15 protein-coding genes and 6 tRNA genes are annotated in these 12,851 nt (G+C 70.9%); 12 read left to right on the top strand and 9 right to left on the bottom strand.

Annotation, left to right across the window (positions count from 1 at the left end; translation table 11 throughout):
• Nucleotides 1-4: 4 nt before the first annotated feature.
• A complete protein-coding gene (locus SY2F82_RS24050; protein ID WP_200421249.1) occupies nucleotides 5-1,315 on the bottom strand; it encodes a serine/threonine-protein kinase in 1,311 nt (436 codons plus the stop codon).
• A gap of 196 nt (nucleotides 1,316-1,511) precedes the next feature.
• Between SY2F82_RS24050 and SY2F82_RS24045 the strand changes: the two genes are divergently transcribed.
• The 4 genes from SY2F82_RS24045 to SY2F82_RS24030 all read left to right on the top strand — a co-directional run bounded on the left by SY2F82_RS24045 (nucleotide 1,512) and on the right by SY2F82_RS24030 (nucleotide 3,757).
• The gene (locus SY2F82_RS24045; RefSeq protein ID WP_200421248.1) at nucleotides 1,512-1,787 is read left to right on the top strand and encodes a hypothetical protein; all 276 of its coding nucleotides are present in this window, start codon (nucleotides 1,512-1,514) and stop codon (nucleotides 1,785-1,787) included.
• A 199-nt stretch (nucleotides 1,788-1,986) separates the two neighbouring features.
• Nucleotides 1,987-2,193, top strand: coding sequence for a hypothetical protein (locus SY2F82_RS24040; RefSeq protein WP_103840860.1), 207 nt, complete (start codon nucleotides 1,987-1,989; stop codon nucleotides 2,191-2,193).
• Between the two features lie 269 nt (nucleotides 2,194-2,462).
• Complete coding sequence (locus tag SY2F82_RS24035) at nucleotides 2,463-3,380, top strand: phosphotransferase family protein (protein ID WP_236041763.1); 918 nt, start codon at nucleotides 2,463-2,465, stop codon at nucleotides 3,378-3,380.
• An 86-nt stretch (nucleotides 3,381-3,466) separates the two neighbouring features.
• Entirely contained in the window at nucleotides 3,467-3,757 is a 291-nt protein-coding gene (locus tag SY2F82_RS24030) for a zf-TFIIB domain-containing protein (protein WP_103840864.1), read from the top strand.
• Nucleotides 3,758-3,802: 45 nt separating this feature from the next.
• On the opposite strand, the gene SY2F82_RS24025 is transcribed toward SY2F82_RS24030, so the two are convergent.
• The 5 genes from SY2F82_RS24025 to SY2F82_RS24005 form a co-directional block, all read right to left on the bottom strand.
• Nucleotides 3,803-3,874, bottom strand: a tRNA-Val gene (locus SY2F82_RS24025).
• 35 nt (nucleotides 3,875-3,909) lie between these two features.
• Nucleotides 3,910-3,981 (bottom strand) — tRNA-Val (locus SY2F82_RS24020).
• Between the two features lie 19 nt (nucleotides 3,982-4,000).
• Nucleotides 4,001-4,072, bottom strand: a tRNA-Val gene (locus SY2F82_RS24015).
• A 1-nt stretch (nucleotide 4,073) separates the two neighbouring features.
• Nucleotides 4,074-4,147, bottom strand: a tRNA-Cys gene (locus SY2F82_RS24010).
• A gap of 39 nt (nucleotides 4,148-4,186) precedes the next feature.
• Nucleotides 4,187-4,259, bottom strand: a tRNA-Gly gene (locus SY2F82_RS24005).
• A gap of 179 nt (nucleotides 4,260-4,438) precedes the next feature.
• Here SY2F82_RS24005 and SY2F82_RS24000 point away from each other — a divergent pair.
• The 3 genes from SY2F82_RS24000 (at nucleotide 4,439) to SY2F82_RS23990 (ending at nucleotide 7,285) form a co-directional block, all read left to right on the top strand.
• Nucleotides 4,439-5,485 carry a chorismate-binding protein gene (locus SY2F82_RS24000; protein WP_200421246.1) on the top strand — a complete coding sequence of 349 codons (1,047 nt, stop codon included), beginning with the start codon at nucleotides 4,439-4,441 and terminating at the stop codon, nucleotides 5,483-5,485.
• Between the two features lie 100 nt (nucleotides 5,486-5,585).
• Nucleotides 5,586-6,407, top strand: a complete 822-nt coding sequence (locus tag SY2F82_RS23995; protein WP_200421245.1) for an aminotransferase class IV — start codon at nucleotides 5,586-5,588, stop codon at nucleotides 6,405-6,407.
• A gap of 53 nt (nucleotides 6,408-6,460) precedes the next feature.
• Nucleotides 6,461-7,285, top strand: a complete 825-nt coding sequence (locus SY2F82_RS23990; protein WP_200421244.1) for an N-acetyltransferase — start codon at nucleotides 6,461-6,463, stop codon at nucleotides 7,283-7,285.
• 12 nt (nucleotides 7,286-7,297) lie between these two features.
• On the opposite strand, the gene SY2F82_RS23985 is transcribed toward SY2F82_RS23990, so the two are convergent.
• Nucleotides 7,298-7,822, bottom strand: coding sequence for a DsbA family protein (locus tag SY2F82_RS23985; RefSeq protein WP_200421243.1), 525 nt, complete (start codon nucleotides 7,820-7,822; stop codon nucleotides 7,298-7,300).
• A gap of 274 nt (nucleotides 7,823-8,096) precedes the next feature.
• On the opposite strand from SY2F82_RS23985, the gene SY2F82_RS23980 reads away from it, so the two are divergent.
• Nucleotides 8,097-8,540, top strand: coding sequence for a hypothetical protein (locus SY2F82_RS23980; RefSeq protein ID WP_200421242.1), 444 nt, complete (start codon nucleotides 8,097-8,099; stop codon nucleotides 8,538-8,540).
• A 181-nt stretch (nucleotides 8,541-8,721) separates the two neighbouring features.
• Nucleotides 8,722-8,874: a hypothetical protein gene (locus tag SY2F82_RS23975; RefSeq protein ID WP_200421241.1), complete on the top strand. Its 153-nt coding sequence runs from the start codon at nucleotides 8,722-8,724 to the stop codon at nucleotides 8,872-8,874.
• Nucleotides 8,875-9,092: 218 nt separating this feature from the next.
• Here SY2F82_RS23975 and SY2F82_RS23970 read toward each other — a convergent pair whose 3' ends face one another.
• On the bottom strand, nucleotides 9,093-9,650 hold the full coding sequence (locus SY2F82_RS23970; protein ID WP_200421240.1) for a CGNR zinc finger domain-containing protein: 558 nt from the start codon (nucleotides 9,648-9,650) through the stop codon (nucleotides 9,093-9,095).
• A gap of 259 nt (nucleotides 9,651-9,909) precedes the next feature.
• Nucleotides 9,910-10,323 carry an SsgA family sporulation/cell division regulator gene (locus SY2F82_RS23965; protein WP_003959770.1) on the bottom strand — a complete coding sequence of 138 codons (414 nt, stop codon included), beginning with the start codon at nucleotides 10,321-10,323 and terminating at the stop codon, nucleotides 9,910-9,912.
• Between the two features lie 190 nt (nucleotides 10,324-10,513).
• On the opposite strand from SY2F82_RS23965, the gene SY2F82_RS23960 reads away from it, so the two are divergent.
• The 3 genes from SY2F82_RS23960 (at nucleotide 10,514) to SY2F82_RS23950 (ending at nucleotide 12,840) form a co-directional block, all read left to right on the top strand.
• Nucleotides 10,514-10,951: a TIGR02611 family protein gene (locus SY2F82_RS23960; RefSeq protein ID WP_200421239.1), complete on the top strand. Its 438-nt coding sequence runs from the start codon at nucleotides 10,514-10,516 to the stop codon at nucleotides 10,949-10,951.
• A gap of 54 nt (nucleotides 10,952-11,005) precedes the next feature.
• Nucleotides 11,006-11,077: transfer RNA gene (locus tag SY2F82_RS23955), tRNA-Val, on the top strand.
• A gap of 476 nt (nucleotides 11,078-11,553) precedes the next feature.
• Entirely contained in the window at nucleotides 11,554-12,840 is a 1,287-nt protein-coding gene (locus tag SY2F82_RS23950; protein ID WP_200421238.1) for an ABC transporter substrate-binding protein, read from the top strand.
• Nucleotides 12,841-12,851 lie beyond the last annotated feature (11 nt).

Genomic DNA, 12,851 nt, shown 5'->3' with positions numbered 1-12,851 from the left:
CCGGTCAGCCGTCCCGGTCCAGCTCGCTGTGCTGCTGCACGGCCATCAGATCGCCGGTCAGGGGCGTGAACGACTGCTCCGGTCGTACGTCCTTGCGTACGTGTCCGTCGTCCATGCCGCGCGCCGGTCCCTGGCACCCCTGGGCCGCCGCGATGCCCAGCGCCACCAGCAGCGTGACCACCACGAACACGAAGATCCGCTGGCGCAGCAGCCGCGGGTTGGCCGGGCGCCGCCCCGTGCCGGTGGTACGGGGCGCCGGCCGCCCGGCGCCACTGCGCGGTGCGGGACGGCCGCCCGAGCGGGTCGAGGTGCCGCGCTGCGCGGGCGTCGGTCGCGTCCCCGGCCGCGAGCCGCTGCTGCGGGGCGGGGGAGTGCCGGGCCCCTGCGGGCGTCGCACGGTGCGCTGCTCCGCGTACTGCTGCGCGAGCCGCCCCGACGGCCGGTCCACCTCGCCGCGCCGGTCGGACGGCCGCACGTCCGTGAGGCCCTGGGTCTCCCGGGCCGCGATCTCCTTGAGCCTGAGCGAGAGTTGGAGGGTGCTCGGCCGTTCGTCGGGGTCCTTCGCGAGACAGGCGCGGACGAGCGGAGCCAGGGCGTCCGGCACGCCGTGCAGCTTGGGCTCCTCATGCACCACGCGGTAGAGCATCACCTCGGAACTGCCGTGTCCGAAGGGCGAGTCCCCGGTCGCCGCGTACGCCAGCGTGGCGCCCAGCGCGAACACGTCCGTGGCCGGCGTGACGGCGGCCCCCCGCACCTGCTCGGGGGCGAGGAAGCCGGGCGACCCCACGGCCGTGCCGACGTGGGTGAGCGTCGAGGCACCGGTCGCCCAGGCGATGCCGAAGTCGATGATCCGGGGCCCCTTCGGGGACAGCAGGATGTTGGACGGCTTCAGATCCCGGTGCACGACCCCGGCCTCGTGCACCGCCACAAGACCCTCGGACAGGGCGGCACCGACGGCGGCCACCTCGGCGGCCGTGAGGGGGCCCTCCTCGGCGACCTTGTCGTGCAGCGACGGCCCCGGCACGTACTGCGTGGCGAACCACGGGCGATCCGCCTCCAGATCGGCGGCCACCAGCCGCGCCGTGCACCCGCCACGAATCCGCCGTGCCGCCGAGACCTCCCGTGCGAACCGCGACCGGAACTCCTGATCCTCCGCGAGATCCGGCCGGATCACCTTCAGCGCGACCCTCTGGCCCCGCTTGTCGGAGCCCAGGTAGACGACGCCCATCCCGCCCGCGCCGAGTCGCCGGTGAAGCCTGAACGAGCCGACGACACGCGGGTCCTCACGCCTCAGGCGCATCATCGCCATGTCCATCCCCGCTGCCCGGTCCGTTTGACGAGCCACAGCTTACGTTTCCACGGCCGGGTGCGCGCAGAGGCCGCGCCCTCTCGCCCCGATCGATTGTCAGTGCCCAGTGGGAGACTTGAGAGGTGGTCAGGACAGGCGCGAGCAGGTCCGTATCGCGCCGTCCATGATCCCAAACACCCGCTGGGGAAGGGGGATTGAACCCGTGAAGGGTGATCGTGTGGAGATAGTCGTGGACGCGGGGGACACGACGCGTACGTACGAGGTGGTGGCGAGCAGGGCGGGCCGCCGGGTGGAGACGGCGGTGCGCAGGGGGGTGGTGGAAGTGAGCGAAGTCACGCGTTCCGGGACGGTCGTACGGACCGCCCGCTTCATGGCGAACCGGGTGCTGGCGCTGGTGGAGCAGCCGGTTCCACGGGAGGACGGGTCAGAGCAGAAGGGGTACACCGGGCGTCCCCTCCGGGAAGACCCTGAGACCTAGGACCTCGTCTCCACCCAGGGGAGTACGCCGCAGGCCATGGCTCCTCCTCGGGGAGGCCAGGGAATCGATACGAGGGCATGACGACCGGGGATCGCCCGAAGCCTAGATTTGAGGTCAAGCGGCGGGTGCAGCACTCGTCCCCCGAGGTCAGACACCCGCCGCTGCCGACGACAACAGCACCACGGTCAGGAGAGGGACCATGGCCCACACGGCACCGCGGACACTGATCCGCACGCAGGGGCGCAGGGCGTACGCCGCGTTCGGCACCCGCCGACAGGGCCGCCGCCACCCCCTGGTGGCGACCGCGATGGTCCTCCCCCTGGCGGCCCTGCTCGTGTACGCCTTCGGCGGCTGGGATGCAGTGGTCACACAAGCGTCGTCCGTGGGCGTGATGCTGGGGCGCTGAGCGGCGCCCCAGGCCCGGAAGAGCGGTCCGGGCGGGGACATCCACCCATGCAACCCCGTGGGGACGGGGGTACGACGGACGGCACCAACGCCCGCGCAGCTGGGGAGCTGCGCGGGCGTTTTTGCGCCTGAACCGGCGCCGCTCTCGCGGACGTGGCTGGTCGCCGTCGTGGTTCCTCAATCGATGGTTGCTGTGGTCCTGGGTGAATGACCACGGCTTCGGCGTCCTACGTACGCTCTGGGGCGAGCCTGTACCACCCAGGGAGACCCGTGACCGCCGACGTATTGTCCGCCCTCACCGCCGCAGCCCGGTGTGCGGCTCATCCTCGAGGAGGCTGTGGTCATCCGGACGCCGTGCTGGCCGAGCGGGAGGATGGCACGGTCGTGCGGCACGGTGACACGGTCGCCAAGGCGCATGCCCCGGGTACGGACCACGGGGAGCTCTCCCTCCGTCTCGGGATCGCCGCCGACCTCCCCGAGATCTTCCTGGCGCCCCTCCGCTGCGTGCCCGCCGACCTCCACGGTCGCCCGGTGACCGTCTGGCCCTACGGCACTCCCGTGGATCCCGAGACTCCGGACGCCGCCCCGTGGGAGGCCGCCGCCACCCTTCTCGCCCGGCTGCACCAGGTCCCCGCCCCCGCGGGCCTCCCCGCCATGCGCGGCCCCGCCAAGGCCGCCCGGGCCGTTCAGCGCCTCCAGGCCGCCGGTCCCCACCCGGCCGCCGCAAGCGTCCTCCGCGCCTGGGCCGGCCTGCCGGGGTGGGCCCGCGCCGAGGCGCCCATGCTCTTCGCGCGCGCTCTCTGTCACGGCGACCTCCACCTCGGCCAGCTCGTGCGCCACCCCGCGCAGACCGGCCCCTGGCTCCTCATCGACGTCGACGACCTGGGCCTCGGCGAACCGGCCTGGGACCTGGCCCGCCCGGCCGCCTGGTACGCCTGCGGTCTGCTCCCGCCGGACGAGTGGGCCCGGTTCCTCGACGCGTACCGCAGGGCGGGCGGTCCCGCGGTCCCCTCCATCGGCGACCCCTGGCCGGCCCTGGACGTTCCCGCCCGCGCCCTCACCGTGCAGACGGCCGCCCGGGCCGTCGCCAAGTCCGCCGCCGCAGGCCGCGCCTTGGACGAGGTGGAACAGGCCGTGGTCGACGCCTGCGACCGAATGGCCCCGATTCCTCCGGAGTTGGCGCAGTGATCTGCCCCCCAGGTTGCAACCGTTCCGGCCCGTATCGAGTCCCTATCTGGCGAAGCCCCACCGACCGGCGAGGAGTTGAGCCGAGCATGCAGTGTCCGAAGTGTCATGCGCCGATGCACACGTACAACCGCAACGGCGTTCAGATCGAGCAGTGCAGCGGCTGTCGCGGCATCTTCCTCGACTACGGGGAGCTGGAGGCGCTCACCCGTCTGGAGGCCCAGTGGGCACAGCCCGCCCCGCCGCCCCCGCCCGCCTACCCGTCCGCTCCCGCCTGGGGCGCCCCGCACGGCGGCCACCACGAGGGCCATCACGGGGGCCACGGTCACTACGGCCACCACCGCCACAAGAGCTTCGGTCACATGCTGTTCTCCAGCTGAGCCCATGAAGAAGCCCCCGGCCGTGCGGCCGGGGGCTTCGATGTGTGGACGATACTGGGATTGAACCAGTGACCTCTTCCGTGTCAGGGAAGCGCTCTCCCGCTGAGCTAATCGTCCTCGGGGACCGCGATCCGAAGATCACGGGCAGTGCGTGCGCGATACTGGGATTGAACCAGTGACCTCTTCCGTGTCAGGGAAGCGCTCTCCCGCTGAGCTAATCGCGCGGGGGATCCGAAGATCCAGTGGACGATACTGGGATTGAACCAGTGACCTCTTCCGTGTCAGGGAAGCGCTCTCCCGCTGAGCTAATCGTCCTTGGAGGTGGAGACGGGATTTGAACCCGTGTAGACGGCTTTGCAGGCCGTTGCCTCGCCTCTCGGCCACTCCACCAGGAGTGCAGGAGATCGGGAAGATCCCCTGGTTCCTTCGAGCGGACGACGAGGCTCGAACTCGCGACCTCAACCTTGGCAAGGTTGCGCTCTACCAACTGAGCTACGTCCGCTTGTCGTTTGTCGGTCCGCTTCCGCGTCCCGGCGACGTGTTGAACTCTAGCGGATTCCCGGGCCAGTACAAAAACGCGTTTGCGCAGCGTGCTGCCTTGCGCCTGGTCAAGGACACGGCCGGACCACCGTCAGGACACTCGCGGGCCACCCTCGGGACACCCGCCCTAGACTCGACAGCGTGCCCGACCTGCCTCCTCTCGCCCGTTTCGGCGACCGCGTAGCCACCGGTCTCCTCGACGTCACCAGTGACCCGGCCGCCCTCGACTCCACCGGTTTCTGGGCGGTCTGCGCGGACTACGAGGGGCGTCTGACCTGCGCCCGCTTCGCGGACGTACGGGAAGAGCCGGTGCCCGCGCCCGTGCCCGGCGGGTGGCGGGGCCCCGAGGCCGGTGACTGGACGTCCTCCCTCGACCGCGCCGCGTACACGGCGGGCGTGCGCCGGATCCGTGAGCACATCGCCACCGGGGAGGTCTACCAGGTGAACCTCTGCCGTGTGCTGTCCGCGCCGCTCGAGCCCGGCGCCGACGTGGACGCCCTGGCCGCCGTGCTGGCCCGCGGCAACCCCGCCCCGTACGCAGGAACGATCCGCCTGCCGGAACAGGGCGTGGAGATAGCCACCGCGTCCCCCGAGCTGTTCCTGCGCCGCGCCGGCCGCACCGTCGAGTCCGGCCCGATCAAAGGCACCGCCCGCACCGAGGCGGAGCTGCTGAAGAAGGACTACGCGGAGAACGTGATGATCGTGGACCTGGTCCGCAACGACCTCGGCCGCGTCTGCGTCACCGGCAGCGTCACCGTCCCCGACCTGTGCGCCGTCGAGAAGCACCCCGGCCTCGTCCACCTCGTCTCCACGGTCCGCGGCGAGCTGCGCCCGGACGCCGGCTGGCCGGAGCTGCTCGCCGCCGCCTTCCCGGCCGGCTCGATCACCGGCGCCCCCAAGTCGAGCGCGCTGCGGATCATCGACGCTCTGGAGAGGGCGCCCCGCGGCCCCTACTGCGGCGGCATCGGCTGGGTCGACGCCGACCGGGGCGTGGGCGAGCTGGCCGTCGGCATCCGCACCTTCTGGATCGACCGGAGTGCCGACGGCGCGGCCGTCCTGCGGTTCGGCGCCGGCGCCGGCATCACCTGGGACTCCGACCCGGAGGGTGAGTGGCGCGAGACCGAACTGAAGGCGGCCCGGCTGCTCGCGGTAGCGTCGGGGGAGTACCAGGACCTGGGGCCGGAATGACCCCTCATACGCGGCACACGTCCAGGGCTCCGCGGCTCGGCCACGGGCCGGACGACACGTCGCACGACGCTTTCGCCACGATCTTGCGAGGTAAAGACCAGTGAAGCTCTGGCTCGACGGCGGGCTGCAGGACATCGAGTCCGCCCGCGTCTCCGTCTTCGACCACGGACTGACCGTCGGCGACGGCGTCTTCGAGACCGTCAAGGCCGTCGAGGGCCGGGCGTTCGCACTCACCCGCCACCTCGACCGGCTCACCCGCTCCGCCCGCGGACTCGGCCTTCCGGACCCGGACCTGGACGAGGTGCGCCGCGCCTGCGCCGCCGTCCTCCAGGCCAACCCGATGCCGCTCGGGCGCCTGCGCATCACGTACACCGGCGGCCACGGCCCGCTCGGCTCCGACCGCGGCGACCAGGGTCCCACTCTCGTCGTGGCCCTCGGCGCGACCACCCGGCGTCCCGACTCCACAGCCGTGATCACAGTGCCGTGGACCCGTAACGAACACGGTGCGCTGACCGGCCTGAAGACCACCTCGTACGCCGAGAACGTCGTCGCACTCGCCCGGGCGACCGGGCAGGGTGCGACCGAGGCCCTGTTCGGCAACACGGCCGGCCGGCTGTGCGAGGGCACGGGGTCGAACGTCTTCGTCGTCCTCGACGGCGAGATCCACACCCCTCCGCTCGCCTCCGGCTGTCTCGCGGGCATCACGCGCGCGCTCACCGTGGAGTGGACCGGCGCCAAGGAGACCGATCTCCCGCTGGACGTCCTCGAGCACGCGGACGAGATCTTCCTCACCTCCACGCTGCGCGACGTGCAGGCCGTGCACCGGGTCGACGGCCGTGAACTCGCGGGCGCGCCGGGTCCGGTGACCGCCAAGGCCATGCGGATCTTCGACGAGCGGTCCGGGAACGACCTGGATCCGTGAGCCCCGGGAAAACCGGCTGACGCGGGTCGCCGGCCGCGGGTAGAACACCCGTGATGACCACGACCCTGCGGCCGACCGAGCCGCTTCAGCATCACACCGACGGGACGCGTTCACGTCGCTACCAGGTGTGCGTGAACAGCCGTCCCGTCGGGGCGGTACACCTCGGCACCTCGCCGTCCCTGGGCGAGTCGGTGGCCCGCATCATCGACCTGAGCATCGAGGAGTCCGACCGTCGGCGCGGCCGGGGCACCGTGGCCGCGCTCGCCGCGGAGGAGGTGGCGCGGGGCTGGGGCTGCCGGCAGATCGAGGCCCGGGTCCCCGCCGATGCGCGGGTCGCACTGCGGCTCACCGAGACGCTCGGTTATGTCCTGCGCAACCGCGGCATGGAGAAGCGGCTCGGTGACACCCCGCCCCCGCTGCCCGAGGGCAGCCGCGCACGCCCCATGACCGAGGCGGAGTTCACGTCCTGGCAGGAGTACCAACGGGAGCACTACGCGCGCACGTGGATCGAGCGCGGCGTGCCCGAGGCCGTGGCGCACGCCAAGGCGCGACGCGACCACGAGCAGCTCCTGCCGCAGGGCATGCGCACCGAGGGCATGACGTTCAGCGTGCTGGAGCACGAGGGCACACGCGTGGGCACCTTGTGGCTGGCGGTGCGCGAGGACAACGCGTTCGTCTTCGACGTGGAGGCCGACGCGGCCCACCGCGGGAGGGGACACGGCCGCACCCTCATGCTCCTGGCGGAGGGCCAGGCGCTCACTGCCGGCCGGCAGGTCCTCGGACTGAACGTGTTCGCGGGCAACACCCCGGCCGAGCGTCTCTACGAGTCACTCGGCTACCGGACGACGGAGTACGCCTTGTACAAACCCCTGCTGTAGGACCGGGCGGGATCAGGCCCCCTGCTCGGCCAGCAGCCGGTCCGCGATCTCCTCGATCCGCTCGCGCAGCCCCTCCTGGCTCTTGCCGCCGTCGAGGCGCTCACCGTCGATCACATAGGTCGGAGTGCCGGTCACGCCGATCGCCTTGCCCTCGGCCTGGTCGGCGTCGACGATCAGGATGTGCCGGCCGTCGATCAGAGCCGTGTCGAACTCCTCGGCGTCCAGCCCGAGTTCGCGGGCCACCTCGATGAGGAACGCCTCTCCCTCGCGGTCCAGCTCCTCGACCCGGCCGAGCACGGCCTCCACGTACGGCCAGCCCTGCCCCTGCGCCAGCGCCTCCTCGGCGGCCTGCGCCGCGGCGAAGGCGTGCCGGTGCTTCTCCAGCGGGAAGTGCCGCAGCCGCAGCTCCAGCCGGTCGCCGTAGCGGTCGCGCAGCGCGCGCAGATCATCGAGGGCGGTACGGCAGTCGGGGCACTGGAGTTCGCACCAGACGTCCAGGACGGGGGCGGCTGCGCGGGCCGGCGAGGAGTCACTCATGGTCACAGTCTTCCAGCACCCGCGACGGCCCCCAAACGGGATCTCCGCTCCCCCAGGTGGAGGCGTGGAGAGCACCGGTGAGGTCAGAGGCGGAGACGGGGCCGCACCCTGGGGAGGAGCCGACCCCGAGATGTCCCGGAGATGTCCCTGACGTGCGTCCGGACCGTGGCCCGCGGGGCGTGGTGCGGTGCAGGATGGAAAGGACGAAGCGCCCGACCGACTACCCCCCCGCTCGACTACCCCCCGCCCGACCGATCTCCGCTTGGAGGACCGGATGATTGCCGAGACAGTCTGTTCCGCCGCCTCCGTGGCCGGCCTCGGCATCGCCGCGGTCACGGCCTTCCGCAAGCGCTTTCTGGCGGCGGCCCGTATCGCCGCGTACGCGCTGGTACCGATCGGCCTGGTGATGACAGGGGTGGTGGGCTGGCTGGCCGACACCGCGTTCAGCCCCACGGCCTGGGCGGGCTTCGGCGTGCTCGGGGTCGCCTGGCTGCTGTTCGCCACCACCCGGGCCGTGGAACGCAGGCGCGGCGGCACCCGCAAGGAGCGAAGGGCGGCGCGTGCCGCGCGGCGGGAGGCGGGTGCTCCCTCGTCCTCCGCGCCGGCGCTCGGCGCCGGGGGCCCTCCCGCGGTTCGTCCCACGGCGGGACCCCGGGCGGCGGACTCCACGGACGACTTCAGCGACATCGAGGCCATCCTGAAGAAGCACGGCATATGACGCCTCGCCCGGCGCGGGCCGGATGAGAACGGCCGAGCGGTCGGGTCGCGGCTCCCTGGCGATCAAGGGTGGGCACGCCTAGATCATCTTCGCTCCACACCTCGCGGAATCGGCGATCACATCGTCATCCCGTGCGTGTTGATCGCACGGCGGGTGCGGGCTGCGCCATCATCACCGCGAGATGCTGGACACAACCCAGAGCGACACCGCCGCTCCTCCCGAGGATCGTCGGGGTTGTCTCTTCGCGCTTTCCCAGCCACCGCTGATGATCTTCCTTGCGGTGATCGGCTGTCTGCTGCTCATGGCATCGCTGCACGACCTGCTGCTGCTGTGAGCCGTATGCGGAGCCCCTGGCGCCACCCGCCGAGGGCTCCGTCAGCCCACCGGGTGAGCGACGAAGGCGGACCGCATGTCTGGTCACGCACGGTGATTGTCTGCGCGGGTCCGGCTCCTCAGTGCCTCCGGCCTCGCGGCTTCTCCGGCCTCGCCGCTTCCCCAGCCCCTCGCGGTCGGCCGCGCCCGTCCGCACCCGTGGTCCGGAAGGGGCCCCGCTCAGCCGGCCGCCTCCTTGCGGCGTGCCCGGTAGGCGGCCACGTGGAGGCGGTTGCCGCAGGTACGGCTGTCGCAGTAGCGCCGTGAGCGGTTGCGGGAGAGGTCCACGAAGGCGCGTCGGCAGTCGGGCGCCTCGCAGCGGCGCAGCCGCTCCTGCTCCCCGGCCACCACGAAGAACGCCAGAGCCATCCCGCAGTCCGCGGCGATGTGGTCGGCCAGGGAGGCGCCGGGGGCGAAGTAGTGCACATGCCAGTCGTAGCCGTCGTGGTCGGTGAGCCGGGGCGTGGTGCCCGCCGCCGCGACCAGTTCGTTGATGAGGCCCGCCGCGGTCCGGGCCTCCGTCGCGGCGAAGACCGCGGCGAACCGTCCGCGGATCTTGCGCACCGCCGACAGGTCGAACTCCGACAGAACGCCGAGATCGCTCACCGCGTGTCTGCGCGCGAAGTCGTCGAGGGCGGCGACATCCGGGAGCCCGTCAGGCTCGTCGCCCTCCGGTGCGGTGTTCACGAGGTCCACCACGAGGTCGAGCGCGCACCGGGTGTCATGGGTGATCAGCACGTGTCGCTCCCTGGCCTGGGGTCGGGCGGACGCCCGCCGATGCTGGCCGAGCCTAGCGGCTTCCCGCCCCGAGAGGACCGCCGCAGGGTCGGCTTCGGACAGGTCACCCAACGCGGGAAGGGCGTCACTGTCCGTAGAAGGCCATGGCGCCGCCTCCGCGAGGGGTCGCGGTGACGGCGCCCGGGTGTGCCGTATGCGGTTGTCCTGACCCGAGCCGTCTCCCCGAGTGGACGGCGCCGGGTGGCGTGGCTGTCTTGCGCTAGCTCTCGGCCAGGATGTGGGAGAGCTCCGTGTCGAGATCGAAATGGCGATGCTCCGTGCCGGGCGGCACGGCCGCGTCGGTCCGCTTCAGGAACGACTCCAGGGCCCGCGCCGGGGCCTCGAGCAGGGCCTCGCCCTCCGGAGAGCTCAGGGCGATGCAGACGACGCCCTGACCGTGGCTGCGCGACGGCCAGACCCGGACGTCGCCGGTCCCTGTGGGCCGGTGCAGGCCCTCCGCGAGGAGGTCGCGGGCGAACACCCACTCGACGGTCTCCTCGGCTCCGGTGTGGAAGGTGGCGTGCACGGCGTAGGGATCGGCCGTGTCATACCGCAGTCCCGCGGGTACAGGCAGTGAGGACTCGCTCGACACAACGAGGCGCAGGTGCAGCTCGCAGCTGACCGTGGTGTTCATAAGCGCCAAGGCCTTTCGCTCAGTGTGCGCTCGGGGATTCGCACGTCGGCGAAATCGACATGCCACCTACGGTGCCGTTGTAAACCCCTCTGAGTGTTTTGCCTGTCTTTACGTAGCTCATCCGGCCGAGACATCGTTCGTGCGGTGCGGCCATTCCGGTGACCGGTTTCTCTCGGGTAGGTTTGGCTGTATGAATACGCGGAGTGACGGGCGGGGTGAGGCCGCCGTGGCCGCCGAGGAGCCGAAGACCGAGCGGGCGCTCGGTTCCAGGGCGCCGGAATTCATCAAGGCCCGACGCGCGCTGCACCTCAGCTGGCAGGTCGGCGTTTTCTTGATCGGCCTCGCGGTGGTGGCGGGCGGCGTGCTCCTGCTGCCGCTGCCGGGCCCGGGCTGGCTGGTGATCTTCGCCGGCATGGCGATCTGGGCGACCGAGTTCGTCTGGGCCCAGCTGGTGCTGCGCTGGACGAAACGCAAGGTCACGGAGGCGACGCACCGCGCGCTCGACCCCAGGGTGCGCCGCCGCAACCTCCTGCTGACGACCGTCGGCGTGGCGATCGCGGCCGCGCTGGTCGGCGTGTACGTCTGGAAGTTCGGCTTCGTGACGCCCTGGAACATCAGGGAGGAGTGACCGGCCCGTGGTCGGGGGCATCTGCTGACATGCGGTAATGTTCTTCCTGCGCCCGGGCGATTAGCTCAGCGGGAGAGCGCTTCGTTCACACCGAAGAGGTCACTGGTTCGATCCCAGTATCGCCCACGAGATCGAGGGCGGCGCCGCTCAGGAGATGAGCGGCGCCGCCCTCGGCGTATGCCCGTATGTAGGCCTCGGTGCTGAGCAGCGTTTCCTCGCGCCCGCCCCCGGTGTGCCGCTGCGCGGCGGAGCCGGACGTCCGGGTCTGCCGCGGCACCGGCAGGTCGCAGCCGGCTGCCGGCTCTCGGCGCCGCACCGTCCGAATCCGGCGACCGGCTCTCGGCGCCGCACCGTCCGAATCCGGCATCCGGCCCTCGTCGCCGCACCGGCCGACCTCGGCGGGGCCGCCCCTCGCGACCTGCGCGCTTGTCGTTCCCGGCCCCAACTCACCCCCCTGTGGTGCCTGTTACCGCCCGACCTCACTCTCACCAATTCCTGTCCGAATCATTGACGAGGCCGGAGGGCCTCCGTACCTTGTGCCAGCAAGCGCTTACTTGAAACGATTCATGAGCGGCGGCGTTGCTGCGGGGAGGGGCCCGACTGTGGGTACCGGGAATGTTGAAAGGCGCACGATCCTGAAGGCGGCGGGAGCCTCGGTGGCCACCCTGGGGCTGGCCGCGACGACGGGCTGCGGTGGCGACGGCGGCACCTCCGCGGACGGGACCGTGACGATCCGTTACTCGTGGTGGGGTGCCGACGAACGGGCGAAGAAGATCAACGAAACCATCAAGCTCTTCGAGAAGAAGTATCCGAAGATCAAGGTGAAAACAGACTTCCAGGACTACCAGTCTTTCTGGGAGAAGTTCCAGACGCAGGCGTCCGGCGGAAATCCCCCGGACGTATTCCAGAACGCCGTCACATTCCTTCGGAAATACGACAAGAGAGGCGTCCTCCTCGATCTCGGGTCACAGATCGACGCGGGCAATATCAGCCTGAGCAACTTCCGCGCCGGTGTCACGAAGGTCGGCGAGGTCGACGGCAAGCAGCTCGGCATTCCCGTCGGTTCCAACACCATGGCGCTCGTCGTCGACAAGAAGGTCTTCCAGAAGGCCGGAGTCGAGCCGGCGGCGGGCTGGACCTGGGACGAGTACTTCAAGGCCCTCAAGACCATCCACGACAGGACCAAGGTCCCCGGGGACACGGGCTACTTCAGCATCATGTACCTGTACGACCTTTACCTCCGGCAGAACGGCAAGGCGTTCTACACCAAGGACGGACTCGGTTTCGACAAGGCCGACCTGACGGAGTGGTGGCAGGACGGCTACAACCGCGTGAAGGCCGGGATCGTCACCGACCCGAAGATTGTCGCCCAGGACCGGCCCAAGTCCTCGCTCTCGGCCGGGCACGGGGCGTCCGAATTCACCTGGGACAACTTCACGGTCCGTTACACCGCCGAGGGGAACAGCACCTACGGTCTCGCGCCGATCCCCACCATGGACGGCAAGCACACCGGCCAGTACCTCGCCTCCCTGATGCTGAGCGCCTCCGCGCGCACCTCGCACCCGAAGGAAGTCGCCCAGTTCATCGACTTCATGGTCCACGACCCCGAGGTCGGCAAGATCATGGGCTACGACCGCGGCATCCTCGCCGGCACCGAACAGTACGAGGCCTTCAAGCCGACCGACGAGGTCAACAAGGAGATCGCGCAGTACGAGGAGGACACCGCCAAGGCCGGTGTCCTCGGCACGATCACCCCGCACCCCTCCGGCGCCGACACCATCGAGGCCGCCTTCCTGCGCATCGGTGGCGACCTGGGCCTGGGCAAGGTGAAGGTCGCCGACGCGGTGAAGCAGTTCTTCGACGAGTCGCAGGCCGCGTTCCAGGCCTGACCGGAACCGAC

The sequence above is a fragment of the Streptomyces sp. Y2F8-2 genome (assembly GCF_014905555.1).
Taxonomy (GTDB): domain Bacteria; phylum Actinomycetota; class Actinomycetes; order Streptomycetales; family Streptomycetaceae; genus Streptomyces; species Streptomyces cynarae.
The sequence above is the reverse complement of the archived record's forward strand: the minus strand, read 5'-3'. Positions and strand labels throughout refer to the sequence as shown.

What these genes read in the sequence shown, in the direction of transcription:
- SY2F82_RS24050 (WP_200421249.1), bottom strand. Translation starts at nt 1,315, where the DNA reads ATGGACATGGCGATGATGCGCCTGAGGCGTGAGGACCCGCGTGTCGTC.
- SY2F82_RS24040 (WP_103840860.1), top strand. Translation starts at nt 1,987, where the DNA reads ATGGCCCACACGGCACCGCGGACACTGATCCGCACGCAGGGGCGCAGG.
- SY2F82_RS24030 (WP_103840864.1), top strand. Translation starts at nt 3,467, where the DNA reads ATGCAGTGTCCGAAGTGTCATGCGCCGATGCACACGTACAACCGCAAC.
- SY2F82_RS23990 (WP_200421244.1), top strand. Translation starts at nt 6,461, where the DNA reads ATGACCACGACCCTGCGGCCGACCGAGCCGCTTCAGCATCACACCGAC.
- SY2F82_RS23985 (WP_200421243.1), bottom strand. Translation starts at nt 7,822, where the DNA reads ATGAGTGACTCCTCGCCGGCCCGCGCAGCCGCCCCCGTCCTGGACGTC.
- SY2F82_RS23980 (WP_200421242.1), top strand. Translation starts at nt 8,097, where the DNA reads ATGATTGCCGAGACAGTCTGTTCCGCCGCCTCCGTGGCCGGCCTCGGC.
- SY2F82_RS23975 (WP_200421241.1), top strand. Translation starts at nt 8,722, where the DNA reads ATGCTGGACACAACCCAGAGCGACACCGCCGCTCCTCCCGAGGATCGT.
- SY2F82_RS23965 (WP_003959770.1), bottom strand. Translation starts at nt 10,323, where the DNA reads ATGAACACCACGGTCAGCTGCGAGCTGCACCTGCGCCTCGTTGTGTCG.
- SY2F82_RS23960 (WP_200421239.1), top strand. Translation starts at nt 10,514, where the DNA reads ATGAATACGCGGAGTGACGGGCGGGGTGAGGCCGCCGTGGCCGCCGAG.